The sequence below is a fragment of the Sphingopyxis chilensis genome (assembly GCF_035930445.1).
Lineage (GTDB): Bacteria > Pseudomonadota > Alphaproteobacteria > Sphingomonadales > Sphingomonadaceae > Sphingopyxis > Sphingopyxis chilensis.
Genome location: NZ_CP142394.1, coordinates 631,171 through 655,259, shown reverse-complemented (window position 1 = coordinate 655,259; position 24,089 = coordinate 631,171). Strand labels below are relative to the sequence as shown.

The following is a 24,089-nucleotide window of genomic DNA, read 5'->3' as shown; positions in this document are numbered from 1 at the left end:
CCTTAAAGTCCCCCGTAACGGCGATCGCGACGCGCGAAATGGTCGAGCGCCGCTTTCAGATCGGCCGGCTTGAAGTCCGGCCACAAGATGTCGGTGAAATAGAGTTCGGCATAGGCCGACTGCCAGAGCAGGAAGTTCGACAGCCGCACCTCGCCCGAGGTGCGGATGAGCAGGTCGAGCGGCGGCATGTCGGCGGTGTCGAGGTTCGCCTCGATCGCCTCGGCGGTGATCCCGCCCTGCGCCGCGGCGGCGTTCGCCGCGCGCACCAGCTCGTCCTGCGCGCCATAGTTGAGCGCGACCGCAAGCGTCGTGCGCTTGTTGCCCGCGGTACGCTCAAGCGCATTTTCGATGAGCGCGACAACGTCGGGCGCGAGCGCGCGCCAGTTGCCGATGACCTTCAGCTTCACATCGTTCGCGGCGAATTCGTCGAGATCGGAGAGGATGAAGCGCTTCATCAGCCCCATCAGATCGCTGACTTCCTCTTCGGGCCGCTTCCAGTTTTCGGAGCTGAAGGCATAGAGCGTCATCGCCTCGATGCCGAGGTCGCCCGCGGCGTGCACGATCGTGCGCACTGCCTCGACCCCCGCCTTGTGCCCGGCGACGCGAGGCAGGAGGCGCTTCTTCGCCCAGCGGCCGTTGCCGTCCATGATGATGGCGACATGGCGCGCGCCGTGGTCCGAAACCGTCACAGGAAAAACCTCAAAATCCGGTCGCATCGAGCGAAGTCGAGATGCCCCCCGGCCTTGCTCCAGTCCGATGGGTGTCTCGACTTCGCTCGACACGAGCGGAAGAGAGATGGGCGCCCTGAAGCACTAGCCGAGGATTTCCTTTTCCTTGGCGGTCGCGGCGGCATCGATTTCGGCGATCGTGCTGTCGGTCAGCTTCTGGACGTCGGTTTCGGCGCGCTTGCGCTCGTCCTCGCTGATTTCCTTCTTGTTTTCGTCGGCCTTGAGATTGTCCATCCCGTCGCGGCGGACGTTGCGCACCGCGACGCGCGCCTTTTCGGCATATTGGCCGGCGAGCTTCGACAATTCCTTGCGGCGTTCCTGCGTCATTTCGGGGATCGGCAGGCGCAGCATCTGGCCGTCGACGATCGGGTTGAGCCCGAGGCCTGCCGAGCGGATCGCCTTGTCGACCGGGCCGACGTTCGACTTGTCCCATACCTGCACCGACAGCATGCGCGGTTCGGGCGCGCTGACCGAGGCGACCTGGTTCAGCGGCATATGACTGCCGTAAACCTCGACCGTCACGGGATCGAGCAGCGCCGTGTGCGCGCGACCGGTACGCAGACCCGAAAGGTCGCTCTTCAATGCTTCGACCGCGCCGTGCATGCGGCGTTCGAGGTCGGCCTTGTCATATTTCGCCATCTGTCTTTCCTCTCATTCTTCTCAGGCGTCGCCGACGACGGTCGAAACGCCCTCGCCCGCCAGCACGCGCGCCAGATTTCCGGGCTCGCGGATATTGAACACGACGATCGGGATATGATTGTCGCGGCAGAGCGCCACCGCGCTCGCGTCCATCACCTTCAGATTGTCGGCGAGCACGCGGTCATAGCTGAGCGTATCGTAGCGGACCGCGCTCGGGTCCTTTTTGGGGTCGGCGTTATAGACGCCGTCGACGCTGGTGCCCTTCAAGAGCGCGTCGCACTTCATCTCGGCGGCGCGCAGCGCCGCGCCGCTGTCGGTGGTGAAATAAGGCGCACCGACGCCCGCGGCGAAAATCACGACGCGGCCCTTTTCCATATGGCGTTCGGCGCGGCGACGGATCACCGGCTCGCACACCTTGTCCATCTCGATCGCCGACTGCACGCGCGTTTCGACGCCGAGCTGCTCGAGCGCATTCTGCATCGCGAGCGCGTTCATCACGGTGGCGAGCATGCCCATATAATCGGCCTGCGCGCGGTCCATGCCCTTGGCCGCCCCTGCCATGCCGCGAAAGATGTTGCCGCCACCGATGACGAGGCAGATTTCAAGCCCACGGCCCTTTGCTTCCTTGACCTCGGCCGCCATGCTCGCGACCGTTTCGGGGTCGATGCCGAAAGGGGTGGAGCCCATCAGCGCCTCGCCCGACAGCTTGAGCAAAATGCGTTTCATGCCGGGCAATGCCATGTCGTGGGGAACCTCTTGCAAACTCGATATAAGCGAATGGCGCGCACCCTAGAGCGGGCACGCGCCATTGCCAAGCGGACTACCGCGACAGACGCGGCAATCCGTATCTTCCCTTTTAGACGCCAGCGGCCGCCGCGACTTCCGCCGCAAAGTCGCTTTCTTCCTTCTCGATGCCTTCACCGAGCTGGAAGCGGACGAAGCCCTTCAGGGTGATCGTCGCGCCGACATCCTTGCCGGCGGCAGCGACGACTTCGGCGACCGGAGTCTTGCCGTCCATCACGAACAGCTGCGACAGCAGCGCGTTTTCCTTGCGGTACTTGGCGATCGCGCCATCGACCATCTTCGAAACGATGTCGGCGGGCTTGCCCGACTGGGCCGCCTTTTCTTCGGCAATCGCGCGTTCGCGCGCGACGAGGTCGGCGTCGAGATCGTCGCCGTTCAGCGCCAGCGGGTTCGCGGCGGCGACGTGCATCGCGAGCTGCTTGCCGAGCGGCTCGAGAACATCGGCGCCGGCGGTCGATTCGAGCGCGACGAGCACGCCGATCTTGCCCATGCCGGGTGCGGCGGCGTTGTGGACATAGCCGGTGACGACGCCCGAGCTGACCGACACGACCGCCGCGCGGCGCAGCGACTGGTTCTCACCGATCGTAGCGATGTTGCTGGTCAGCTTTTCGGCGACGGTGCCGCCGGTGGGATAAGCGGCAGCGTTCAGCGCATCGATGTCGGTGATGTTGCCGGCAAGCGCGACCTGCGTCACGTCGCGGACGAATTCCTGGAACTGTTCGTTCTTGCCGACGAAATCGGTTTCGCTGTTCACTTCGACCAGCGCGCCTTTGGTGCCTTCGGTCGCAAAGCCGACGAGGCCTTCGGCGGCGACGCGGCCGGCCTTCTTGGCGGCGGCGGCGAGGCCCTTGGTGCGCAGCCAGTCGATCGACGCTTCGATGTCGCCGTTGTTTTCGGCGAGCGCCTTTTTGCAGTCCATCATGCCTGCGCCCGTGCGGTCGCGCAGTTCCTTGACGAGGGCGGCCGTGATCTCAGCCATGGAATATTCCTTTCAAAAGGGCGAGCCCGTCCGGCCCGCAAGACGCCCCGCGCGCATGGCGGGGCGATAAGTCAAAGGGATGACAGCGACGGCGCGGACCCTAGCCGCGCCGTCCTGCCATGCCCGCGAACGATCAGGCGTCGCTCTGGCGTTCGGTTTCGGCGGCGGCTTCGGCCGGGACCTGTTCGTCCTCGGTCACCGGAGCGGCGGCTTCTTCGATTACCGGCTCGGCGGTCGGCTCGACCGCGGCGCCAAGGTCTTCGCCGCGATCGGCGCGGGCCTGCTGGCCGCCACGCGTTGCCGCCTGGGCAACCGCATCGCAGTAAAGGCGGATGGCGCGCGCGGCGTCATCGTTCGCCGGAACCGGGAAGGCGATGCCGTCGGGCGAAACGTTCGAATCGAGGATCGCGACGACGGGGATGCCAAGGACGTTGGCTTCCTTGATCGCCAACTCTTCCTTGTTCGCGTCGATCACGAACATCACGTCGGGAATGCCGCCCATGTCGCGAATGCCGCCAAGCGACATTTCGAGCTTGTCGCGCTCGCGCGTCTTGTTGAGCACTTCCTTCTTGGTGAGGCCCGAGGTGTCGCCCGAGAGCTGTTCCTCAAGCGTCTTGAGGCGCTTGATCGAACCCGAGATCGTCTTCCAGTTGGTGAGCATGCCGCCCAGCCAGCGGTGGTTGACGAAATGCTGACCCGACGCGCGCGCGGCGTCGGCGATCGGACCCTGCGCCTGGCGCTTGGTGCCGACGAACAGCACCTTGCCGCCGGCGGCCGACGACGAAGCGATGAAGTCGAGCGCGCGCGCGAAGAGCGGCACGGTCTGCGACAGGTCGAGAATGTGGATGCCGTTGCGCGCGCCGAAGATGTACGGCTTCATGCGCGGGTTCCAACGGTGGGTCTGGTGACCGAAGTGGGCGCCAGCTTCGATAAGATTCTGCATCGTGACGACAGGTGCCGCCATAGTCTTTCTCCTTCCGGTTAGTCCTCTGGAAGGCAAGAACCGGGGTGTCCGCTCAAAGCGATATCCCGGCACCGGTATGTGCGCCTTCCATGTGGAATGGGCGGGCCGTTAGCCGCCTTGGCCGCCAAAAGCAAGGGGTGTCGGCGTCTTTTCACGCTCGCCCCGTCGCGCGCGCCGGACTCGGCTCAACGACAAAGCGCCTCGGTTCGTCGCAAAGGCGTTGAGAACAAAACGGGAACATGGAACAAAAAGTTCACGGAAACCGTCGCTGGTTAACAAAAGCTTTCGCACAGGAAAGCCGAAAGGACAAGATCATGGTTCAGGTCGCAGCCGCTCTCCTCTTCGTCGCCGCCGGGCTCGGCGTCACGGTCATCCTGGCCATGCTCAGAAATAATGAGGATGCGATCCTGTCGGCACTGATGGGCGAAGGCGCCTTTCCGCTCGACATCGCGCCGCAGCCGGGGCCGGCCTCGTGCAGGGTGACGCTGCGCCGTTCGGCAGCGCACCGCGATACCTCGCGCCCGGTCCGCGCCACGGTCCGGATGCAGCCGGCAATCAGCCGCGCCGCCTGACCTTCGCATAGCTCGCAAGCCCGAAGGGCAGCGTCGCGGCATAGAGCGCGCAGACCGCGAGCAGGGTCAGCCAGGGCGCCGTGACCAGCGCCGCACCGAACAGGCCGACCCCCGCCAATGCGAACAAGCGCCACGAACGGCGCAGCCGGATTGACGCCCAGCTATAGGTGGGGATCGCCGAGATCATCAGCATCGCAATTCCGAGTGCCCACGGCATCACGACATACCATTCGCGAAACAGATCATGGCCCGTCGTCAGCCACAGATAGACGGGCACGAACGACAGCCCCGCCCCCGCCGGCGCGGGAATGCCGGTGTTGAAACCCGCCGACTTGTGCGGTTGGAACTCGGCATCCATGCGCGAATTGAAGCGCGCGAGGCGAAGCGCGCAGCAGACGGCGAGCGCGAGCGCGGCGGTCCACCCGAATTTCGGTGCCTCGTCGAGCGACCACAAGAACAGGATCATTGCCGGGGCGACGCCGAAGGCGATCACGTCGGAGAGCGAATCGAGTTCGGCGCCGAATTTGCTTTGCGCGCGCAGCAGGCGCGCGATGCGCCCGTCCATTCCGTCGAGCACGCCGGCGACGATGATCATCGTAATCGCCGCCGCCCATTCGCCATCGATCGCGAAACGAACGCCGGTCAGCCCCGAACACAGCGCCAGCAGCGTGATCGCATTGGGCGCGAAGGCGCGCAGCGGAATTCCGCCGATGCGGCGATGTTCGGCGTCGACCGGAACCGGGGCTTCGTCCGCCATCCTTACTGTCCGACTCCCTCGATCGTCTCGGCAATGCCGATCCGCGCGATCACCGTTTCACCCGCCAGCGTGCGCTGGCCGAGCAGCACCTGCGGCGCGGTGCCCGCGGGCAGATAGACGTCGACGCGGCTGCCGAAACGAATGAGGCCGACGCGCTGGCCGGTCGCAAGTTCGTTGCCCATCGTCACGAAAGGCATGATGCGCCGCGCGACGAGGCCGGCGATCTGGGTGAAACCGATGCGCATGCCGTCGGCGCGCTCGACGACGAAATGCTGGCGCTCATTCTCCTCGCTCGCCTTGTCGAGATCGGCGTTCACGAACTTGCCGGGGATATAGACGAGCTTGCGCAGCGTCCCCGCGACGGGGGTGCGGTTGATATGGACGTCGAAGACGCTCATGAAAATCGAAACGCGCAGCATCGGCGACGCGCCGAGCCCGTCAGAGCCCGCGATTTCGGGTGGCGGCGGGACCTCGGCGATCTGCGTGATCAGCCCGTCCGCCGGGGCGATGACAAGATCGGCACTCGCCGGGGTGACGCGCACGGGATCGCGAAAGAAGGTCCCGATCCAGATCGTCACGCCCAGCATCAGCCAGCCGAGTATCTCCCACCCGAGCAGCCAGAAACAGAGGGTCACGATTCCCGCGATTAACAGGAACTTGCGGCCTTCGGGATGAACAGAGGGCCATTGCCATTTGATGCCCCCGCCGGGCCGGTTCGATGAGATGATAGTGGACATGACCATTCTTCTAGGGTGCGGCTTCTATACTGACAATGGATAAGGCGACGCGATCGTTGCCGCCCCGCGGCCATCGGCAAGCACGACGGGCGGTTGATCAATCGCGCCGCTTTGCCTAAGGCCCGCTGCAACTCCGACTCCCCAAGGAAAAAGGCTGAACGCATGGGCAAGATCAAGGTAGCCAACCCGGTCGTCGAACTCGACGGCGACGAAATGACCCGGATCATCTGGCAATGGATCCGCGAGCGGCTGATCCTTCCCTATCTCGACGTCGACCTTCACTATTACGACCTCGGCATCGAGGAACGCGACCGCACCGACGACAAGATCACCGTCGAGGCCGCGAACGCGATCAAAAAATATGGCGTCGGCGTGAAGTGCGCGACGATCACCCCCGACGAAGCCCGCGTCGAGGAATTCGGCCTCAAGAAGATGTGGAAATCGCCGAACGGCACCATCCGCAACATCCTGGGCGGCGTGGTGTTCCGCGAACCGATCGTGATGAAGAATGTGCCCCGGCTCGTCCCCGGCTGGACCGACCCGATCGTCGTCGGCCGCCACGCGTTTGGCGACCAGTATAAGGCAACCGATTTCCGCGTCCCCGGCCCCGGCAAGCTGCGCCTGGTGTTCGAGGGCGAGGACGGCACGCTGATCGATGAGGAAGTGTTCCAGTTCCCGTCGTCGGGCGTCGCGATGGGGATGTACAATCTCGACGATTCGATCCGCGACTTCGCGCGCGCCAGCCTGAACTATGGCCTCGCGCGCCAGTGGCCGGTGTATCTGTCGACCAAGAACACGATCCTCAAGGCCTATGACGGCCGCTTCAAGGATCTGTTCGAGGAAATCTTCAACGCCGAATTCAAGGCGAAGTTCGACGAGATCGGCATCGTGTACGAACATCGCCTGATCGACGACATGGTCGCCTCGGCGCTCAAATGGTCGGGCAAGTTCGTCTGGGCTTGCAAGAATTACGACGGAGACGTCCAGTCGGACACCGTCGCGCAGGGCTTCGGCTCGCTCGGCCTGATGACCAGCGTGCTGATGACCCCCGACGGCAAGACCGTCGAGTCCGAAGCCGCGCACGGCACCGTCACCCGCCACTACCGCATGCACCAGCAGGGCAAGGCGACGTCGACCAACCCGATCGCTTCGATCTTTGCGTGGACGGGCGGCCTCAAGCACCGCGGCAAGCTCGACGACAATGCCGAACTGGTGAAGTTCGCCGACGACCTCGAAAAGGTCTGCGTCGCCACCGTCGAGAGCGGCAAGATGACCAAGGACCTCGCGCTCCTGATCGGTCCCGACCAGAACTGGTTGACGACCGAAGGCTTCTTCGAGGCGATCGTCGAAAATCTCGACAAGAAGATGGGCGCTTAAACAAGCGAATTAGTTGAGATAGCGCTCTAGCCAATCGGGGCCGGCCTGCATAAGGTCGGCCCCAATGGTATCCGAAACAGAAACCTCCGCCATCGGCAACGCGCTCGTGGTCCTCGGCGCGGCGGGCGTCGTCATTCCCGCGTTCGCAAGATTCAGGATCTCGCCGGTAATCGGCTTCATCCTCGTCGGCCTTCTCGTCGGTCCGTCGGGGCTCGGGATGCTGGCGGGCGATTATCCGTGGCTGAAACACGTCACGATCGCCTCGACCGAGGATATCGCGCTGTTCGCCGAATTCGGCATCGTGCTGCTTCTCTTCTCGATCGGGTTGGAACTCTCGTTCAGGCGCCTCTGGCAACTGCGCAAGCTCGTCTTTGGTATCGGTGCCGCCGAACTGATCTTCGGCGGCGCGATTCTGGGCTCGGCGATCCTGTTGTTCCGCGACCAGCCGCTCACATCGGCTTACGGCCTCGGCATCGCCCTCGCGCTCTCCTCGACCGCGCTCGTGCTCCCGATCGCGGGAACCAAGTCGGCTGTGGGCCGGGCCTCCTTCTCGATGCTGCTGTTCGAGGATCTGGCGCTCGTTCCGATCATCTTCATCCTCGCCGCGCTATCCCCCGCAGCGTCGGGCGACAGCGCCGAATTGCTGCTGACAACGCTGTGGCAGGGGGCGCTCGTCGTCGCGGCGCTTGCTATCGGCGGCTGGTTCCTGCTCCCGAAGATCTTTGCGCAGGCAGCGCGCGCGAAGGATCCCGAGCTGTTCCTCGCCGCAAGCCTGCTCGTCGTCATCGTCGCCGCGCTCGCGACCGCCGCGGTCGGCCTGTCGCCGATCGTCGGTGCGCTGCTCGCGGGGCTGATGATCGCCGAAACCGAATATCACGAGGAGGTCGAAACGATCACCGCCCCCTTCAAGGGCCTCGCGCTCGGGGTGTTCCTGATCAGCGTCGGCATGGGGCTCAACCTCCAGACGATCGCGAGCCAGTGGCCCTCCCTGATCATGGCGGTCGTCGGCGTCGTACTGGTCAAGGCCGTGGTCACGGCGGCGCTCCTGCGCTTCGCGGGCGCGGCGCGGCGCGGCACTGCGGCCGAGGTCGGCCTGTTGATGTCGAGCCCGTCCGAAACGACGCTGATCGTGCTCGCGACCGCCTTGCAGGCGCAGCTGATCAGTCGCGACACCGCCGAATTCTGGCAGCTCGTCACCGCGATCGGCCTGACGATCACGCCGCTGCTTGCGCGCGTCGGCCACGACGTAGCGCGGCGGATCGAGATGCGTTCGGGCGACGCGCAGGACGAAGAAACGCCCGAGGATCGCACGGTGATCGTCGGCTTTGGGCGCGTCGGCCACACCGTCGCCGAATTGCTGCGCGAACACGGCCGCCCCTATGTGGCGGTCGATGCCGATATCGACACGGTCGCGGCGGCGCGGCGCGACGGCTTCAGCGTGCGTTTTGCCGACGTCGCGCGGCCGGGCAGCCTCGACAAGCTCGGCATCGAACATGCCAAGGCGATCGTGCTGACAATGGACGATCCGGTGCAGCAGTTACGGATGACGCGCCAGTTGCGCCGGAAATACCCCAACCTGCCGATCATCAGCCGCGCGCGCGACGCCGACCATGCGGCCGCGCTGTATCAGGCGGGCGCCAGCGACGCGGTGCCCGAAACGCTCGAAAGCTCGCTGCAACTCGCCGAGGCGGTGTTGATCGACCTTGGCGTCGCAATGGGGCCGGTGATCGCGTCGATCCACGACGTCCGCGCCAAGATGCGCCACGACATCATGACCAAGGGCAAGCTCGACCATGAGCCGCGGATCCGCACGACCAAGCGGCCGATAGCCGGAAACGAGACCGCCTAACGCCCGCCCACTGCTGCGGGCGCGTCATCCAGCGCCGACGCATCGGCAAGGGTCATGCCCTTGGGCAGGATCGCCAGCGACCATTGCCGTTCGGGGGTCAGATATTGCCGCGCGAGCCGCTGGACGTCGGCGGCGGTGACCGCCGAAATATCGTCCTGGATCGACAGCGCCGCGGCGGCGACGCGCGGATCGCGCGTCGCGCCTTCGAGCAGGAACATCCAATAGACGTTCCCCGTCGAAGCCCGCGCGACCTGTTCCCGGATCGGACCCGCATTGCGCGCCAGCTCGTCGGCGCCGACGGGCTTCGTCACCAGGTCGGCGGCGATATCCTTCGCTATGGAATAGAAGCGGTCGAGATCCTTCGGCGCGAGCAGGCTACCGACCAGAAGATAACCGCCGGTGTCGAAACCGGTCGGCCAGTGGCTGTCGACGACCGGGCCATAGCTGGCCCCCTGTTCGGCGCGCAGGCGATCGAACAACCGGTCGTTGAAGATCGCCGCGAGTATCTCGAGCCCGCGCGCGTCGCGCGGGCTGGCGAGGCCGCCACCGGTGGGCCATGCCGTCATCGCCGCGGCCTGTCCCTGCTCGCCGCGGTGGTAAGCGATGTCGGGTTCGGACACATGCTTGGCGAACGCGACCCGCTGGCCGCTCGGCGGTGCCAGGGTCTTGCGCGACGGCAGCGCCCCCAGTGTTTCAGCGAGGATCTTCTTGTAATCGACCGTTTCGAGGTCGCCGAAAATCTGCACTTCGATCGGCCCGCTCGCAAGGCGCGGTTCCCAGAAGGCGCGGAAGGCGGCCGGCGTCAGCGCCTCGATCTGCGCCTTGTCGGGCGCGGCCCAGCGGGCGTCGTTGTTCGTCAGCCAGCCGCGCAGGTTGCGGTCGAGCACCGCGTTGGGCGTCGCATCGTTGAGGTCGTATCCGGTGAGGTAGCCGATACGCAGCCGCTCGACCGGTGCGGGATCCCAGCGGGGAACCGCCAGCTTGCCCGCGATCAGGCGCATCTGATCGGCAAGGTCGGCGGGCCTGCTTTCGGCGGACAGTTCGAACGCATCGTCGTCGATCGCGAAATTCATCTGAATCTGGCGTCCGTTGGTCAGCTTGTCGATCTCATTCTGCCCCCATGGGCCGATCCCGCTCGCGACCAACGCATAATCGCCGGTCCACAGGAGGTTGGGCGCATCGGCCGCGACGCTGCGATTGCCGGTGCCAAAGCGCACATTGACGCGGACCTTGCCCGGTTCGACTTTGTTGTTCGAAATCAGCGCCGTGACGCCGTTGGAAAATTCGACCCGCTCGGCGCGCAAGCCCAGAATGGGAGTCGTCGAAACGATCGCACCCGGCTGGCCGAACCCGGGCAATTGCCCGAAATCGGCCTTGACCGCCGTGAGCCGGTCGTCGCGCGCCGCCACCGGCGCCTTCAGCGCGGCCAGCACCGCAGCGTTGCCACCCGCCGAGGTCGGCGTCGTCAGCACGACGCGCGTCACGGGCGCCGAAAAGATCGCCTTGCTGATGTCGAGCATCACCTGCGGCGTCGCCGAGGCGCGGATCGCCTTGAACATGTCGACCTGCCCTTGCGGGCTCGTTACCGTTTCGCCGATGTCGACCGCGCGCACCATGTCGTCGGCAAGCCGCGCACCGGGTTCGTTGCGGGCATTTTCGAGTTCCTTCAGCAGAAACGCCTCGATCTCGTTCATCTCGCGGTCGATATCGGCCTGCGACGGCGGCGTCTTCACGGCGTCGGCGATCACCCCGCGGACGTCGGCGAGCGCGGCCTTCCAGTCGTTCAGGGGCACGATCGACGCCATCGTCACGTCGGCGCTGCGGCTGACATATTGCTGCTCGACCGTCGCGACGAGATAGCTGCCGCCCGTGCGCGCGCGATTTTCGAGCCGGCGGTTAACGAGCGCCTGGGCCAGATATTCGAGATAGAGCCGCCGCGTGTTTGCGACCGTATCGATGCGCTTCTTCCACGGCCGCACCATCGCTAGGGTCAGCGCGAGCGGCTGGCTTGCCTCGACAATCTCGAGCGCCGCGGGCTGCTTCGGGTCGGGCTTGCCGAAATCGGGAGCGACCGGGTTCGGCGCGTCCGCCTGCCAGTCGCCGTAATATTTGGCGATCAGCCGCGCGAATTCCGCCGGGTCGCCGTCGCCGGAGATAACGACCACCGCCCGGTCGGGGCGGTACCAGCGATCGTGAAAGGCACCGACCGAGGTCGCGCTCGCCTTGCCGAGCGAGGCCGTGGTGCCGATCGGCGAACGGTCGCCGAGGAGCTGGCCGGCGAAGAGATGCGCGTTGGTCGCATCGGCGATCCGCTTTTGCGGGCCGTCGGATTCGCGCAGTTCGGCCATCACCACCCCGCGTTCGGCGGCAACCGCCAGTTCGGAGATGCGCGGTTCGCGGATCATGCCCGACAGCAATTTCATGCCTTCGTCGAGATTGGCCGGCGTGACGCTGGGCAGGTCGAGCTGGTACACAGTTTGCGTCGGCGTCGTTTGCGCGTTCGAATCGCTGCCGAAGGTGACGCCGAACCGTTGCCAGATGCGTTTCGCTTCGCCGTCGGGGATATGCTCCGATCCGCGGAAGGTCAGATGTTCGAGCAAATGCGCATAGCCGCGCTCGTCCTCGGTTTCGAACATCGAACCGACGTCCATGCGCACGCGGATCGACACCTGCCCCGGCGGCACGCCATTGTTGCGCACGGCATAGCGCACGCCGTTGGGAAGCACACCGAACTGCCACGCGGTATCGCGCGGGATATCGCTGCCCGCATAGAGCCAGTCGGCGTTCTTCGCCGCGTTCTGGGCCGTCGCGGTCGGGCTGCTGTCCTGCGCGCTTGCGGTAAGCGGCACGAGAAGCAGTGCCGCGGCACCGGAAAGAAAAAGCGAATGGCCGAAGCGAAGCGGATGGCGCGGGGGAGAATAGGACATTGCCCCTTCTTATCGCGTCCGAACCTTGCTGGCCACTGAACTGTCATGCTTGCCCGGCGCGCGGCAGGAGCCTAGCCAGCAAGAATGGACGCTTCCTCGCCTGCACCGCTTGCCGCGCTGATCCAGATGACGAGCGGCATCGACCCTGACGCGAACCTGGCGACGATCGACCGCGCGATGGCCGAGGTCGCGGCGCGCGGGGCGGTCATGGCCTTCCTTCCCGAAATGTCGCTGCTGCTCGACCGCGACCGCGTGCGGTCGGGCGGCCATATCGTCCGCGAAGCCGACAGTCGCTGGCCCTCCGCGCTGCAAGCTTTGGCGCAAAAGCACGGGATATGGCTGCATTCGGGATCGATGCCCCTGCTCGCCGACGACGGCGAACGGCGCGTCAACCGCAGCCATGTCATTGCCGCCGACGGCGGCATCCGGGCGCGCTATGACAAGATCCACATGTTCGACGTCACGCTGCCTTCGGGCGAGAACTGGCGCGAATCGGCGGCCTATGAGGGTGGGAACAGGCTGGTTGTCGTCGATACGCCGCTCGGACGGATGGGCCTCAGCATCTGCTATGACCTGCGCTTTCCCGAACTCTATCGTGCGCTGGCCGATCGCGGCGCGACGATCATCGCCATCCCGGCCGCCTTCACCGTATCGACCGGCGAGGCGCATTGGCATGTGCTGATGCGCGCGCGAGCGATCGAAACGCAATGCCATGTCGTGGCGGCCGCGCAATATGGCTCGCATGCCGACGGCCGGCAAACCTATGGCCACAGCGTCGCAATCGATCCCTGGGGCATGATCCTTGCCGATGCGGAAGCGAAACAAGCCGTGGCGCAAAAGGGCTATGCGCTGGCGCTCGCGCCCATCGACGCGGCAGCCGCCGAGCGCGCCCGTCAGGCGATTCCGTTGGCGCAATCGCGGACGGTGCGGAACGTCGCCCCCTGATCGCGCGACGCCGCGACTTCGCGCGGCGATTCTCGATTTTTGGGAACTCCTAACGCACAAAAGGCCCCGAGCGACGCTCGGAGCCTTTCGGTATTCGGTAGCGATCAGCCGATATTACGGGCTGGTCGGTTCGTCGTCGTCGTTGTCCGACGCGATGATTGATGCCGCCAACGACAGCAACGAGAGCGAGGACAGCGATGATCCAGCTCGTGCTGCCTTCGAGTTCGCTCTGGCCGTCAACTGCCGAAGCGGCGCGAGCCGCAGGAGCTGCCGATGCGGCGACCGGAGCCGCGATCATCGAGGTCGCTGCGAGAGAGATCGCAGCCTTCTTAAGCAGGTTCATCTTATTCTCCGTCCACTGGATTACTTTTGTCGAATCACACCGGAGAACCCGCCCCGGTCTGCTTCTGCAGCGCCTTCTTAGGCACGGCCTTCAGCAATTGCAACGACGATTTGCCCTAGCCCAACAAATGTTAGTAAATAATAAATAGGGAAAAAGTTGCCATACTGAACTGCCGTTATCCGCGCCGAACGCGGTCGAAGGGCTCGCTCGTCACGGGGTAGCCGAGGTGGCTCGGAATGCAGAGATGGCTTTGCCCATCGCGGTCCTCGATCCATGGCGTCACCAGCTCGACAGGAAACTGACGCGAATGGGACGAGAAACCCGCAAAATCGGCGGCTTGCGCGATGCGTTCAAGATTGCGCCGGGTCGGAAAGATCACCGATACCTCGCCCCGATCGGCCATCGCCAGCGTCGCTTCGGCGCTCGCCCAGAAGATATGGCTGTGCTCGGCCTCTTCGACCGTCAATTCATGGCCGTGGGGCGGCGCCGCGACGGCATAAAATCGCGTGTCGAACGTCCGGGCTTCTTTGAAATTGGGGCACCAGCGCGCGAAGGGAACGAAGGATTCCAGGGCGATTCGGTCGCCGCGCGCCGTCAGGATATCCGAAAGCAGCGTCCCGCCGAGCAGCGCCCGCCGCACCTCGGCGACCTCCCCTTCCCTCAGTTCCGGCCAGCCGACAGCCAGCCCCGTTTCCTCGAGCGTCTCGCGCAGCGCGGCGACACGCGCGGCGCCGTCGGCCTCGTCGATCCTGAAGCCGTAGAGGCGCGCGACGTGATAATCGTCGGGATCGACGCGTCCCCCCGGAAACACGACGGCGCCGGCCGCGAATGCCATTTTCGTCGAACGCTTGACCATCAATATCTCGTCGGCTCCGCCACATTCCGACGGGCGCATGATGACCAGCGTCGCCGCGGGAATGGCGCCGTCGGGCAAGACTTCGGGCGGTGCGGTCGGCGAAGCTGCGTCGGTCATGACCCGAGCGATAACCGCACCACGACGCCTTGTCATCCCGGCATTGCGGGCGCGCGCGGACGGGTGCAAGATGGCATCATGTGATCCGGGACGGGGAGCGGGACATTGGGAATCGTCGAGATTTTGGGCGTCGCCGGCAGCCTCAGCCTCCTCGCCGGCTGGCGGCTCTACCTGACCATTTTGGCGACCGGCGTCGCGATGCGCTTCGGTTGGCTGCCGCTTCCCGAACATCTCGCGGCGCTGCAGATACTCGCCAACCCGTGGGTACTGGGCGTGGCAGCCGTCGGCACGCTCGCCGAATTCCTCGCCGACAAGATCGCGTGGGTCGATTCGATCTGGGACACCGTCCACAGCTTCGTCCGTCCGCTCGGCGGCGCGCTGCTCGCGCTCGCGCTGGTCGATGCGTCGGATCCGGCGTGGCAGGTGATCGCCTTCCTGCTCGGCGGCGGCGGCGCGTTGCTCAGCCATGGGGCGAAGGCGACGACGCGCGCGGTCGTCAACGTCAGCCCCGAGCCCTTCAGCAACGCCGCGGTCTCGACCGGCGAAGATCTCGCTACGGGCGGCCTGCTGGCGCTCGCGATCGCCTATCCGCCGCTGGCGATCGTCATCGCGATCCTGCTCGCGGTCGCCGCGGTCGTGGTGATCATCGCGCTGCGGCGCCTGCTGCGCAATATCAAGGCAACACTGAAGCGCGCGCTGGGTGACGAACCGCCGCCAGCTATTGACGCTTAACATTTTGGCAATATTCGATTAATAGGTTGCACGGACAGGGGGGCGCACCGACCCGGAAAGGGAGCGATGCCCCATGTCCCCCAAACACACCCTCAGGCCCCTATTTCTGTCGTCCGCCGCCCTCGTCGCGCTGGGGCAGACCTCCGCCGCCTTTGCGCAATGCGTCTTCACGCCCACTGCCGGTGACGATGTCCACATCTGCGACAGCGGCACGTCCGCGGGCGGACTCGACGATCCGGACGGAAACAATCAGCTGACGCTCCCTGCCGGCGGCACCGGCACCGTCGCGGGCGACGTCACTTTCGGCGGCGGAGCCGATGCGGTTACCGTCAATTCGGGCCGGATCGAGGGTTCGGTCGATCAGGGCAATGGCGACGACAGCTTCTCGATCAGCGCGGGAACCGTCACCGGCCAGGTGCAGCAAGGCGAAGGCGTCGACGATTTCGTCATGACGGGCGGCGAGGTGGACCGGCTCAATCAGGGTGGTTCGATGGACACATTCCTGATGACCGGCGGCCGCATCGTCGATGCGTTCGACGACGGCGATACCGCGCGAATGACTGGCGGGCGGATCGGACGCGTGAATATGAAGCTCGCCGACAATCTCTTCGACATGTCGGGCGGCGTCATCGACCGCAACCTTGTCGCCGGTTTCGGCAACGACACGATCATCCTCTCGGACGGGACAATCGGCGGCAATGTCAGCGTATCGGGCGGCACCGACAGCGTGACGATCACCGGCGGGTCGGTGGGCGGCGACGTGCTGCTCAGCGCCGGCACCGACAGTTTCGTCTGGGACGGCGGCGGGATCGTGCATGGCATGGTCGACATGGGCGGCGACGACGACAGCGCGCGGCTTGCCAATCTGACCAACGCGAACCTCGGCGGGTCGCCGCGGATCACCGGCGGGGTCGGCACCGACGCGCTGGTCTTCGACAATGTCACGACGGGCGGTGTCGCACGCTTCGACGGCTGGGAAGATGTCCGGGCGACGAACGATAGCGAACTGACGTTCGACGGCCTCCTGACCCTCGGCGACGCCGGGACCGGCACCGGGCGCTTCGAACTCGACGCGTCGAGCACGATCTTCGGCGGCGGCCTGCAGGGCGGGATCGTCGCCTTCACCGCGGGCGAGCGCGCGACGCTGGTCAATGCCGGACGCATCGACCTGACCAACAGCGGCAATGCGCCGGGCGACAGCTTTACCGTCGGCGGCGACTATGTCGGCAACAACGGGCTTTTGCTGATCGATACCGTCCTCGGCGATGACGCGTCGCTCTCCGACAAGCTCGTGATCGACGGCGGCGATGCTTCGGGCACGACCGGCGTGACCGTGATCAACGCGGGCGGCACCGGCGCCGCCACGCAGCAGAACGGCATTCTCATCGTCGAGGCGGTGGGCGGCGCAACGACAGCGAGCGGCGCCTTTGCGCTCAACCACCGCGTCGCCGTCGGCGCCTATGAATATTTCCTGTTCCGCGGCGGCACGACGGCCGGAACCGGCGAAAACTGGTATCTCCGCTCGACATTGCCGCCGGCGCCCGAGCCCGAAACCCCGCCGCCCCCCGAACCCGCCCCCGCGCCGCCGGTGTTAACCCCGCCGGCGCCCGATCCCGCGCCCGAACCGCTGCCGCCCGAGCCGCCTGCCCCGCCGCCCGCTCCAGCGCCCGAGCCGCCACCGCCACCGCCCGAACCGACGCCGGACAATCCCGATCCGGTCGACCCCGCGCCGCCGGTGACCGAGACCGATCCGCCCCCGGCGCCGACGCCCGCGCCCGAGCCGGCGCCCGAACCCGAAGCGCCGCCGCCGCCGCCCGAGCCGCCGGCGGAACCGGCGCCCCTTCCCTCCCCGGCCCCGGAGGTCGTGGTCGAGCCGCCGACCCCCGGTGCGACACCGGTGATCGCGGAGGTCGTGCCGCTCTATCGTCCCGAAGTCGCGGCTTTTGTCGCGTCGGTGCCGGTGGCGCATCATCTCGCGAGCGCAACGCTCGGGACTTTCCATGAACGGCGCGGCGAACAGGCGCTGCTGCGCGGCGGCGGCGCGCTACCCGCGACCTGGGGGCGCGTCTTTGCCGAAAATAGCGAGATCAAATGGGATGGCGACGTTGCCCCGTCGCTCGATGGCGATCTCTCGGGCTTCCAGATCGGCCAGGATTTTGCAGGCTTTGGAGAGGATGGCGGCACGAACGTCCGTCTCGGCGCCTTCGTCGGACGCTCGTCGACCGACGGCAGCGTCCGCGGCGGCGCGCTCGGCTGGAACGACCTGACGGTCGGCCAGATCGACGTCAAGGCGACGAGCCTTGCCGGCTATGCCACGCTCGTCGGGGAAAACGGCTGGTATGTCGATACCGTCGTCATGCACAGCTGGTTCGATGGCGAAACCTCGGCCAGTTCGGGCGAAGCGATCGACATCGACGGCAAGGGATGGACCGCCTCGATCGAAGCGGGCTATCCGCTTGCCCTCTCGGCCAACTGGACGCTCGAACCGCAGGCGCAGCTCTTGTGGCAGCAGGTGAAGCTCGACGACCGGGCGGACAGCTTTTCGACGATCGACTTCGCGACCGGCGATGTGCTGACCGGGCGGGCCGGACTGCGGCTGCAGGGCGGGTATGGCGGCTTCCAGCCCTATCTCCACGCCAGCCTGTGGCACGGCTTCTCGGGCGACCAGACGACGCGCTTCGGCACCGACCCGATCATCACCGATCTCGGCCGTACCGAGGCCGAGTTCGGCGCTGGCCTGATCGCGCGCCTTGGCGAAAACGTCGCGGTGCATGTGAAAGGCGATTACGGCTTCGACGCCGACGGACCGCGCAGCCGGCGCTATGGCGGCACGGTGGGGCTGACGATCCGCTGGTAAGCCTCAGACTGGCAGCAACGCCTTGAGCGGCGTTTCGGTGTCGGCGAGCTGCTCCGCCGTGGCGCGAAGTCCCGCAGTGACGATCATGCGGCCCTGGACATAGTCCTTGGTCGCGTTGACGCAGTCGATCGCGATCACCTTGCCCGCTTTGAGGTAAACGACCGAGAAGCTGCGGTTTGCGGGATCGCCGCGAAGCACCGCCTGATCGTGCCCGGTCGAGAGGCCCGCGGTCTGGAGCTTCAGGTCATACTGGTTCGACCAGAACCAGGGGATCGCATGATAGGGAGCCTCGTCGCCCACTATGCCCTTGGCGACGACATTCGCCTGATCGTTCGCGTTCTGCACCGATTCGAGCCGGATCTCGGCGCCTTCGGCAAAGTCGTTCACATGCGCGGCGCAATCGCCGATCGCATAAATATCGGGCAGGCTCGTCTTGCAGAGCCGGTCGACGCGCACCCCGTTGGCGCAATCGGCGCCCGCAGCGACCAACGGCTCGATGGCGGGCACGATGCCGATGCCGACGATGACCAGATCGGCGGGGACGATCTCGCCATCCGAAAGGCGCACGCCGGTGACATGACTCTCGCCCTCGATCGCATCGACGCAGACGCCGAGCCGCAGGTCGACGCCATGATCCCGATGCTCCTTCTCGTAGAAGCGCGACAGCTCTTCGCCCGCAACGCGTGCGAGAACGCGGTCGAGCGCTTCCAATAGCACGACCTTCTTACCCGCCTTGTTCAGTACCGCCGCCGCTTCGAGCCCAATATAGCCGCCACCGATGACCACGATCTGGCGCGCGGTTTCCGACGCCGCCTTCATCGCATCGGCGTCGGCGCGGGTGCGCACCCCCTGCACACCGGGAAGGTCGCCGCCGGGGATCGGCAGCATGCGCGGATGGCCGCCGGTCGCCCATACGAGCTTGCCATATCCGATCGTCCCGCCGTCGTCGGTCGTGACGCTATGCGCGGCGGGATCGACCGCGACGACCCGCTTGCCGAGCAGCATCGTCACCGCGCGCTCGTCCCAATATTTGGCGGGGCGCAGCTGGATACGCTCGAACTCTTTCTCGCCCGCGAAATATTCCTTCGACAGCGGGGGGCGCTCATAGGGAAGCTCGGGCTCCTCGCCGACGATCGCAATGCTGCCTTCGAACTTCTGCGTCCGCAGCATCATCGCGACCTGCGCGCCGCCATGCCCCGCACCAACTATCACCACGTCGAACCGCATCGCCTCTTTCTCCCGCTGCTCGTCGGCGCGGCTCTTGCACGCGCGGCGAAGCGAAGCAAGCCACGCCAGCCTCGCCATCGCGAAAGAAGAAGTTGAAGCTCAGCCCACTACGGCCAAGGTCGGCTGCCTGCGGTCCGCGCCGTAAATCGCCGTTACGGACTCTTCGACTTCGGATCGCAGGACAGCAACAACTTCGCCCAGCTTGGCCGCGATGATCGCAGCCTGCGCCGCCTCCAGCCCCGCAACCGCGACCTCGATTTGCATGTGCGACGGCAGGACGCGCATCGTCACACCGGTCGGCACGATCGCGCGCTGCGCAAAGAAATTGGCGACGCGCGGCAGCGATTGCGGATCAAGGATCGCGTCGACGCGAAAACGGTGCATCAGGCCGCCTCGCGCTGCGCGCCGGCGATGACCTCCTCGGCCATTTCGTCGGCGACGACTGCGGGCGAGCGGCCTTCGCGCGCCGCGCGATCGAGCAGATCCCCGACTCGCGGCGCGATTTGGGCGACACGCAGTTCGACGTCGCTTTCGTCCTCGCCAATATATTCGGCCGATACGTTGATGATGCCGCCCGCATTGACGACATAGTCGGGCGCATAGGCGATCCCGCGCTCCAGCAGCAGCCCTGCGATGTCAGGGGTCGCGAGCTGGTTGTTGGCAGCGCCGCAGACGAGCTTTGCCTTCAGCTTCGCGACGGTGTCGCGGTCGAGCGCGCCGCCGAGCGCGCAGGGCGCGAATATGTCGGCATCGACCGATGCGATCTCCGATACGTCGACCACCTTGGCGCCATGCACCGCCGCGAGCCGGTCGCGGCGCGCCGGGCTGACGTCGGCGATCACGAGCCGCGCGCCCGCCGCGGCAAGGCGGCGGCACAGGTCGGCGCCGACATTGCCGGTGCCCTGGACGGCGACGGTCAGCCCGTCGAGTTCCCGGCCCAGCGCGAACTCGGCCGCGACCTGCATCGATTCGAAAACACCTTTCGCGGTCCAGGGCGACGGATCGCCGCCCGCGCGCCCTGCCACCGAGGGCAAGCCCGCGACATGGCGCGAGACGGAGGCAACCTCCTGCATGTCCTCGACCGACGTCCCGACGTCTTCGGCGGTGACATAGAGTCCCCCCAGCGCCTCGACCGCGCGGCCGAAGGCGCGGAACAAGGCGACGCGGTCCCAGTCGCCCTCGGGCCGCCGCAGCACCGCCTTCGCCCCGCCCAGCGGCAAGCCGGCGAGCGCATTCTTGTAACTCATGCCCTCGGCCAGGCGCACCGCATCGGCGAGCGCGTGGCTCGTGTCGGGATAGGACCACAGCCGGCACCCCCCCGCGCCGGGCCCCAGTGCGGTCGAGTGAATCGCGATGAAGCCGTCGAGACCCGCTTCGAGATCATAAAGCCGCACGCATTCGAGCGGCGGGGCCAGGCGGGCAAGACGGACGACCATGAAACATACTCCTTGGATTGACGGTAGCTTGTCGCATTTTCACGCCGGGCAAACTTGATCGATTATCGGCCACCCTGACTGATTTTCGGATTTTCTTGCCGTCCAAATTGGGTTATTCGGTTGGAATGACCGATTTGGACCCGTTCGAGATAAAGATTCTCCGCGAACTGCAGCGCGACGCGAATCAAACGACGGCACAGATCGCCGAACGCGTGGGACTGTCGGTTTCGCCCTGCTGGCGCCGCATCGACCGCCTCGAACGCGACGGCTTCATCAGGAAGCGTGTCGCGATCGTCGACCGGCGCAAAGTGGGGCTCAACGCGCATGTCTTCGCGCAGGTGAAGCTCAATGCCCACGGCCGCGCCAATCTCGATGAATTCAGCGCGGCGATCCAGGGTTTTCCCGAGGTGCTCGACGCCTATGTGCTGATGGGCACGACCGATTTCATGCTGCGCATCGTCGCGCGCGACATCGACGCCTATGAGCGTTTCTTCTTCGACCAGCTCAGCAAATTGCCGGGAGTGCAGGAAATCAACTCGACAGTGGCGCTGTCCGAAATCAAGGCGACGACCGAACTGCCGTTGGGCCGGGATTGACCCCGGCCCGGCGGACGCGCAAAACCCTTATCCGCCACTTGTGCAAGGACGCTTGTTTTCATCCGAAGGCGCTGCTAGGGGCGCCCCTCGTTGCCGCTTTAGCTCAGTTGGTAGAGCACATCATTCGTAATGATGGGGTCACAGGTTCGAGTCCTGTAAGCGGCACCACTTCCGTGGAAATGCGAAGACAGACGCCGCGCGACGCTCGCGGCGAACCGGCGGCTCGCGCGGTCGCTCAGCCGAAGCAAATATTCGCCAGATTCTCTTGAATTTCGCTCGAAGGGTGGCGGGCAACGCCCGCCACGCCGGTTACCGTCAAAAGCCGAATTCAGATTACTGCGGCGGAGGGTGCGCAACATCTGGCGGCGGCGGGTTCAGTTCCCAAGGTTTCGAGCGCGGGGCTGTCGCCATAGGTCGTCGCCTCGCCATCGGTGTAAAAGGCTTCCCACACCACCCCGTCGGGATCGGATATCCAGCTCTTTTCCGACTTGGCGTAGCAACAGGTCGTGCGGCCCTCTTCGAGCACGGGTCGTTCGGCTGCCTTGATCCGCCCATAGACTTCGCCGAGTTCACAGGGGCTTTCGACCTGGACGCCGAGATGCTGGATGCCGTTGCGCGCATGATTGCCCATCGAGATCGCGAAGTTCACGCGCGGATCGTCGAGCAGCCATTTGGCATAGTCGGGCTTCGTCACGGTCGGCTCGGCGCCGAACATAGAGCTGTAGAAGCGGATCGAAGTCGCAAGGTCCTGGACCCCGACATGGACATGCAGTGTTTTCATACGCTTTTCCTTTCGTCTGCCGTGGGTGCGCAGCCCTCGCCCTCGCACGCCGAGGCGGCGCAGCAATTTTCCATGAGGTAGGCGACCAGCGCATTCATCGCCGGATAGTTGGCGCGGTAGATGATCGTCCGATGCTGGCGCTCCTGCTCGATCAGCCCCGCGCCGCGCAATTGAGCGAGGTGGAAGGAGAGCGAACTATTGGGGACGCCGAGCGCCCCGGCGATCGCGCCCGCCGCCATCCCGTCCCCGCCGGCCTGCACGAGCAGCCGGAACAGCGCGAGCCGATACTCCTGCGCAAGAGCGCCCAAAGCGTCGATGACCGACCTCGAATCCATGGTCATTTCTTCATTTCCATATTTGCAGAAATGAAGCGCAATGCGTGCCCTGTCAAGATCAATTCCATATTTCTCGAAATGAAACTCGTTCGGCCATCGCTGGCGATCAGCGAGGGTGGCAGGCGATGGATGTTGACGATTGTTAACGTATCGGATAATCCCGATGGATGAATAACGATTCGGCACTGTCGGCTCTGGCCGCGCTCGCCCATCCCACGCGCCTCAACGCGTTCCGCCTGCTTGTCCAGCACGAGCCGGACGGCCTTTCCACCGGCGAACTCGTCGATGCATCCGGCCTGTCGCAAAGCACCTTCTCGACGCATTTGGCGGTGCTCGCGAAAGCTGGGCTGGTGGCATCGGAGAAGCGCGGCCGACAGATCAACCAGCGTGCCAACATCGATACGCTGCGCGATCTGATGCTCTTCCTTGCCAAGGATTGCTGTCAGGGACGCGCCGAGCTTTGCGAGCCGCTGCTCGCCGAACTGGCATGCTGTTGAGCGGGTCGGAACGCGGAAACCCCTTTGATTACCCCAACTAATGTCAGCGCGCGCGGCGCAACCGCGATGAGGAGACGGTGATGGCCGACCAGACCTATAATGTGTTGTTCCTTTGCACCGGCAACAGTGCGCGCTCGATTCTTGCCGAGGCGCTGCTGAACCGAATGGGAGACGGACGCTTTCGCGCCTATAGCGCGGGCAGTTTCCCGAAAGGCGAAGTTCACTCGCAGGCGCGCTCGCTCCTCGCCGAACTCGGCTTCGATACGGTTGGCCTTCGCTCGAAAAGCCGGGACGAGTTCTCGGCACCTGGGGCGCCCACCTTCGATTTCATCTTCACCGTCTGCGACAATGCCGCCGGCGAGACCTGCCCTATCTGGCCGGGCAAACCGATGAGCGCGCACTGGGGGATCGAGGACCCTGCCGCGGTCGAAGGACCCGGCCAGCGCGAAGCCTTCGAACGGGCGCTCCATTATCTGTCAAACCGCATCTCGCTGTTCCTGGCGCTGCCGCACGACAGCATCGACGAAATGGCGATGGAGCGAAAGCTCAGGGAAATCGGCCGCACCGAAGGGTCGAGCGCGCTGGCGGAGTCCGCCGAATGACCACCGACATCACCATCTACCACAATCCCGAATGCGGAACGTCGCGCAACACGCTCGCGCTGATCCGTAACGCCGGCATCGAGCCGCATGTCGTCGAATATCTGAAAACGCCGCCGTCACGCGCATTGCTTGAACAGCTTATCGGGCGCGCCGGCATCGCCCCGCGTGCGCTGCTGCGCGAAAAGGGAACGCCTTTCGCGGACCTCGGCCTCGGCGACGAGAGCCTCGACGACGACGCGCTCATCGACGCGATGATGGCGCATCCGATCCTGATAAACCGGCCGCTCGTCGTCTCGCCTCTCGGCGTGAAGCTCTGCCGCCCGTCCGAGGAGGTACTCGATCTTCTTCCGGAGCCGCAGCGCGGCGCCTTCGCCAAGGAAGACGGCGAACAGGTGATCGACGACGCCGGCAATCGCGTCGGCGCCTGAGGAG

25 protein-coding genes and 1 tRNA gene are annotated in these 24,089 nt (G+C 65.5%); 11 read left to right on the top strand and 15 right to left on the bottom strand.

The features are described from left to right. Positions 1–2: 2 nt before the first annotated feature. The 5 genes from uppS to rpsB all read right to left on the bottom strand — a co-directional run bounded on the left by uppS (position 3) and on the right by rpsB (position 4,114). Positions 3–716: a polyprenyl diphosphate synthase gene (gene uppS, locus VSX79_RS02990; protein WP_326914368.1), complete on the bottom strand. Its 714-nt coding sequence runs from the start codon at positions 714–716 to the stop codon at positions 3–5. Between the two features lie 96 nt (positions 717–812). Continuing rightward, the gene (gene frr, locus VSX79_RS02985; protein WP_179499441.1) at positions 813–1,367 is read right to left on the bottom strand and encodes a ribosome recycling factor; all 555 of its coding nucleotides are present in this window, start codon (positions 1,365–1,367) and stop codon (positions 813–815) included. Positions 1,368–1,388: 21 nt separating this feature from the next. Continuing rightward, positions 1,389–2,108, bottom strand: coding sequence for a UMP kinase (gene pyrH / locus VSX79_RS02980; protein WP_179499442.1), 720 nt, complete (start codon positions 2,106–2,108; stop codon positions 1,389–1,391). 115 nt (positions 2,109–2,223) lie between these two features. Further along, positions 2,224–3,150, bottom strand: a complete 927-nt coding sequence (gene tsf, locus VSX79_RS02975; protein WP_179499443.1) for a translation elongation factor Ts — start codon at positions 3,148–3,150, stop codon at positions 2,224–2,226. Positions 3,151–3,283: 133 nt separating this feature from the next. Then, positions 3,284–4,114, bottom strand: a complete 831-nt coding sequence (rpsB, locus tag VSX79_RS02970) for a 30S ribosomal protein S2 (RefSeq protein ID WP_179499444.1) — start codon at positions 4,112–4,114, stop codon at positions 3,284–3,286. 314 nt (positions 4,115–4,428) lie between these two features. Here rpsB and VSX79_RS02965 point away from each other — a divergent pair, with 314 nt between their 5' ends. Continuing rightward, a complete protein-coding gene (locus tag VSX79_RS02965) occupies positions 4,429–4,686 on the top strand; it encodes a hypothetical protein (protein WP_326914367.1) in 258 nt (85 codons plus the stop codon). Here VSX79_RS02965 and VSX79_RS02960 read toward each other — a convergent pair. After that, complete coding sequence (locus tag VSX79_RS02960; protein ID WP_326914366.1) at positions 4,670–5,443, bottom strand: CDP-alcohol phosphatidyltransferase family protein; 774 nt, start codon at positions 5,441–5,443, stop codon at positions 4,670–4,672. The two genes, VSX79_RS02965 and VSX79_RS02960, sit on opposite strands and share 17 nt — an antisense overlap. 2 nt (positions 5,444–5,445) lie before the next feature. Next, positions 5,446–6,180 carry a phosphatidylserine decarboxylase gene (locus VSX79_RS02955; RefSeq protein WP_179499447.1) on the bottom strand — a complete coding sequence of 245 codons (735 nt, stop codon included), beginning with the start codon at positions 6,178–6,180 and terminating at the stop codon, positions 5,446–5,448. Between the two features lie 162 nt (positions 6,181–6,342). Between VSX79_RS02955 and VSX79_RS02950 the strand changes: the two genes are divergently transcribed. After that, positions 6,343–7,557, top strand: a complete 1,215-nt coding sequence (locus tag VSX79_RS02950) for an NADP-dependent isocitrate dehydrogenase (protein ID WP_326914365.1) — start codon at positions 6,343–6,345, stop codon at positions 7,555–7,557. 64 nt (positions 7,558–7,621) lie between these two features. Next, the gene (locus VSX79_RS02945; protein ID WP_326914364.1) at positions 7,622–9,406 is read left to right on the top strand and encodes a cation:proton antiporter domain-containing protein; all 1,785 of its coding nucleotides are present in this window, start codon (positions 7,622–7,624) and stop codon (positions 9,404–9,406) included. On the opposite strand, the gene VSX79_RS02940 is transcribed toward VSX79_RS02945, so the two are convergent. Further along, positions 9,403–12,333: a M16 family metallopeptidase gene (locus tag VSX79_RS02940; protein WP_326914363.1), complete on the bottom strand. Its 2,931-nt coding sequence runs from the start codon at positions 12,331–12,333 to the stop codon at positions 9,403–9,405. The two genes, VSX79_RS02945 and VSX79_RS02940, sit on opposite strands and share 4 nt — an antisense overlap. 84 nt (positions 12,334–12,417) lie before the next feature. On the opposite strand from VSX79_RS02940, the gene VSX79_RS02935 reads away from it, so the two are divergent. Next, the gene (locus VSX79_RS02935) at positions 12,418–13,278 is read left to right on the top strand and encodes a carbon-nitrogen hydrolase family protein (RefSeq protein ID WP_326914362.1); all 861 of its coding nucleotides are present in this window, start codon (positions 12,418–12,420) and stop codon (positions 13,276–13,278) included. A 49-nt stretch (positions 13,279–13,327) separates the two neighbouring features. On the opposite strand, the gene VSX79_RS02930 is transcribed toward VSX79_RS02935, so the two are convergent. Both VSX79_RS02930 and VSX79_RS02925 read right to left on the bottom strand, forming a co-directional pair. Next, positions 13,328–13,621, bottom strand: coding sequence for a hypothetical protein (locus tag VSX79_RS02930; RefSeq protein WP_326914361.1), 294 nt, complete (start codon positions 13,619–13,621; stop codon positions 13,328–13,330). A 175-nt stretch (positions 13,622–13,796) separates the two neighbouring features. Continuing rightward, a complete protein-coding gene (locus VSX79_RS02925) occupies positions 13,797–14,594 on the bottom strand; it encodes an NUDIX hydrolase (RefSeq protein WP_326914360.1) in 798 nt (265 codons plus the stop codon). A gap of 105 nt (positions 14,595–14,699) precedes the next feature. On the opposite strand from VSX79_RS02925, the gene VSX79_RS02920 reads away from it, so the two are divergent. Together VSX79_RS02920 and VSX79_RS02915 are read left to right on the top strand one after the other, a co-directional pair. Then, a complete protein-coding gene (locus VSX79_RS02920; RefSeq protein ID WP_179499454.1) occupies positions 14,700–15,326 on the top strand; it encodes a DUF4126 domain-containing protein in 627 nt (208 codons plus the stop codon). A 73-nt stretch (positions 15,327–15,399) separates the two neighbouring features. Then, on the top strand, positions 15,400–18,183 hold the full coding sequence (locus VSX79_RS02915) for an autotransporter family protein (protein ID WP_326914359.1): 2,784 nt from the start codon (positions 15,400–15,402) through the stop codon (positions 18,181–18,183). A 3-nt stretch (positions 18,184–18,186) separates the two neighbouring features. Here VSX79_RS02915 and VSX79_RS02910 read toward each other — a convergent pair whose 3' ends face one another. From VSX79_RS02910 to VSX79_RS02900, 3 genes are all read right to left on the bottom strand, one after another. Then, positions 18,187–19,410 (bottom strand): NAD(P)/FAD-dependent oxidoreductase, encoded by a 1,224-nt coding sequence (locus VSX79_RS02910; protein WP_326914358.1) that lies wholly within the window; start codon positions 19,408–19,410, stop codon positions 18,187–18,189. 99 nt (positions 19,411–19,509) lie between these two features. Next, the gene (locus VSX79_RS02905; protein ID WP_179499457.1) at positions 19,510–19,794 is read right to left on the bottom strand and encodes a hypothetical protein; all 285 of its coding nucleotides are present in this window, start codon (positions 19,792–19,794) and stop codon (positions 19,510–19,512) included. Continuing rightward, the gene (locus VSX79_RS02900; protein WP_179499458.1) at positions 19,794–20,846 is read right to left on the bottom strand and encodes a Leu/Phe/Val dehydrogenase; all 1,053 of its coding nucleotides are present in this window, start codon (positions 20,844–20,846) and stop codon (positions 19,794–19,796) included. The genes VSX79_RS02905 and VSX79_RS02900 overlap by 1 nt, the downstream gene beginning before the upstream one ends. Before the next feature lie 125 nt (positions 20,847–20,971). On the opposite strand from VSX79_RS02900, the gene VSX79_RS02895 reads away from it, so the two are divergent. Continuing rightward, positions 20,972–21,442, top strand: a complete 471-nt coding sequence (locus VSX79_RS02895; protein WP_179499459.1) for an Lrp/AsnC family transcriptional regulator — start codon at positions 20,972–20,974, stop codon at positions 21,440–21,442. 92 nt (positions 21,443–21,534) lie between these two features. Then, positions 21,535–21,610: transfer RNA gene (locus tag VSX79_RS02890), tRNA-Thr, on the top strand. 160 nt (positions 21,611–21,770) lie between these two features. Here the strand turns inward: VSX79_RS02890 and VSX79_RS02885 are convergent. Both VSX79_RS02885 and VSX79_RS02880 read right to left on the bottom strand, forming a co-directional pair. Continuing rightward, complete coding sequence (locus VSX79_RS02885) at positions 21,771–22,223, bottom strand: ArsI/CadI family heavy metal resistance metalloenzyme (protein WP_179499475.1); 453 nt, start codon at positions 22,221–22,223, stop codon at positions 21,771–21,773. Beyond that, positions 22,220–22,564 carry an ArsR/SmtB family transcription factor gene (locus tag VSX79_RS02880; protein ID WP_447952542.1) on the bottom strand — a complete coding sequence of 115 codons (345 nt, stop codon included), beginning with the start codon at positions 22,562–22,564 and terminating at the stop codon, positions 22,220–22,222. Before VSX79_RS02880 ends, VSX79_RS02885 begins: the two co-directional genes overlap by 4 nt. Positions 22,565–22,725: 161 nt before the next feature. Between VSX79_RS02880 and VSX79_RS02875 the strand changes: the two genes are divergently transcribed. The 3 genes from VSX79_RS02875 to arsC all read left to right on the top strand — a co-directional run bounded on the left by VSX79_RS02875 (position 22,726) and on the right by arsC (position 24,085). Beyond that, the gene (locus VSX79_RS02875; RefSeq protein ID WP_179499476.1) at positions 22,726–23,055 is read left to right on the top strand and encodes an ArsR/SmtB family transcription factor; all 330 of its coding nucleotides are present in this window, start codon (positions 22,726–22,728) and stop codon (positions 23,053–23,055) included. A gap of 80 nt (positions 23,056–23,135) precedes the next feature. Further along, complete coding sequence (locus tag VSX79_RS02870; RefSeq protein WP_179499477.1) at positions 23,136–23,657, top strand: arsenate reductase ArsC; 522 nt, start codon at positions 23,136–23,138, stop codon at positions 23,655–23,657. Next, a complete protein-coding gene (gene arsC / locus VSX79_RS02865) occupies positions 23,654–24,085 on the top strand; it encodes an arsenate reductase (glutaredoxin) (protein WP_326914356.1) in 432 nt (143 codons plus the stop codon). Before VSX79_RS02870 ends, arsC begins: the two co-directional genes overlap by 4 nt. Positions 24,086–24,089 lie beyond the last annotated feature (4 nt).

What these genes read in the sequence shown, in the direction of transcription:
- VSX79_RS02880 (WP_447952542.1), bottom strand. Translation starts at nt 22,564, where the DNA reads ATGACCATGGATTCGAGGTCGGTCATCGACGCTTTGGGCGCTCTTGCG.
- uppS (WP_326914368.1), bottom strand. Translation starts at nt 716, where the DNA reads ATGCGACCGGATTTTGAGGTTTTTCCTGTGACGGTTTCGGACCACGGC.
- VSX79_RS02940 (WP_326914363.1), bottom strand. Translation starts at nt 12,333, where the DNA reads ATGTCCTATTCTCCCCCGCGCCATCCGCTTCGCTTCGGCCATTCGCTT.
- tsf (WP_179499443.1), bottom strand. Translation starts at nt 3,150, where the DNA reads ATGGCTGAGATCACGGCCGCCCTCGTCAAGGAACTGCGCGACCGCACG.
- VSX79_RS02955 (WP_179499447.1), bottom strand. Translation starts at nt 6,180, where the DNA reads ATGTCCACTATCATCTCATCGAACCGGCCCGGCGGGGGCATCAAATGG.
- VSX79_RS02945 (WP_326914364.1), top strand. Translation starts at nt 7,622, where the DNA reads ATGGTATCCGAAACAGAAACCTCCGCCATCGGCAACGCGCTCGTGGTC.
- VSX79_RS02885 (WP_179499475.1), bottom strand. Translation starts at nt 22,223, where the DNA reads ATGAAAACACTGCATGTCCATGTCGGGGTCCAGGACCTTGCGACTTCG.
- VSX79_RS02870 (WP_179499477.1), top strand. Translation starts at nt 23,136, where the DNA reads ATGGCCGACCAGACCTATAATGTGTTGTTCCTTTGCACCGGCAACAGT.
- VSX79_RS02895 (WP_179499459.1), top strand. Translation starts at nt 20,972, where the DNA reads ATGACCGATTTGGACCCGTTCGAGATAAAGATTCTCCGCGAACTGCAG.
- VSX79_RS02915 (WP_326914359.1), top strand. Translation starts at nt 15,400, where the DNA reads ATGTCCCCCAAACACACCCTCAGGCCCCTATTTCTGTCGTCCGCCGCC.
- arsC (WP_326914356.1), top strand. Translation starts at nt 23,654, where the DNA reads ATGACCACCGACATCACCATCTACCACAATCCCGAATGCGGAACGTCG.
- VSX79_RS02910 (WP_326914358.1), bottom strand. Translation starts at nt 19,410, where the DNA reads ATGCGGTTCGACGTGGTGATAGTTGGTGCGGGGCATGGCGGCGCGCAG.
- VSX79_RS02965 (WP_326914367.1), top strand. Translation starts at nt 4,429, where the DNA reads ATGGTTCAGGTCGCAGCCGCTCTCCTCTTCGTCGCCGCCGGGCTCGGC.
- frr (WP_179499441.1), bottom strand. Translation starts at nt 1,367, where the DNA reads ATGGCGAAATATGACAAGGCCGACCTCGAACGCCGCATGCACGGCGCG.
- VSX79_RS02905 (WP_179499457.1), bottom strand. Translation starts at nt 19,794, where the DNA reads ATGCACCGTTTTCGCGTCGACGCGATCCTTGATCCGCAATCGCTGCCG.
- VSX79_RS02930 (WP_326914361.1), bottom strand. Translation starts at nt 13,621, where the DNA reads ATGAACCTGCTTAAGAAGGCTGCGATCTCTCTCGCAGCGACCTCGATG.
- VSX79_RS02950 (WP_326914365.1), top strand. Translation starts at nt 6,343, where the DNA reads ATGGGCAAGATCAAGGTAGCCAACCCGGTCGTCGAACTCGACGGCGAC.
- pyrH (WP_179499442.1), bottom strand. Translation starts at nt 2,108, where the DNA reads ATGGCATTGCCCGGCATGAAACGCATTTTGCTCAAGCTGTCGGGCGAG.
- VSX79_RS02925 (WP_326914360.1), bottom strand. Translation starts at nt 14,594, where the DNA reads ATGACCGACGCAGCTTCGCCGACCGCACCGCCCGAAGTCTTGCCCGAC.
- VSX79_RS02935 (WP_326914362.1), top strand. Translation starts at nt 12,418, where the DNA reads ATGGACGCTTCCTCGCCTGCACCGCTTGCCGCGCTGATCCAGATGACG.
- VSX79_RS02875 (WP_179499476.1), top strand. Translation starts at nt 22,726, where the DNA reads ATGAATAACGATTCGGCACTGTCGGCTCTGGCCGCGCTCGCCCATCCC.
- VSX79_RS02900 (WP_179499458.1), bottom strand. Translation starts at nt 20,846, where the DNA reads ATGGTCGTCCGTCTTGCCCGCCTGGCCCCGCCGCTCGAATGCGTGCGG.
- rpsB (WP_179499444.1), bottom strand. Translation starts at nt 4,114, where the DNA reads ATGGCGGCACCTGTCGTCACGATGCAGAATCTTATCGAAGCTGGCGCC.
- VSX79_RS02960 (WP_326914366.1), bottom strand. Translation starts at nt 5,443, where the DNA reads ATGGCGGACGAAGCCCCGGTTCCGGTCGACGCCGAACATCGCCGCATC.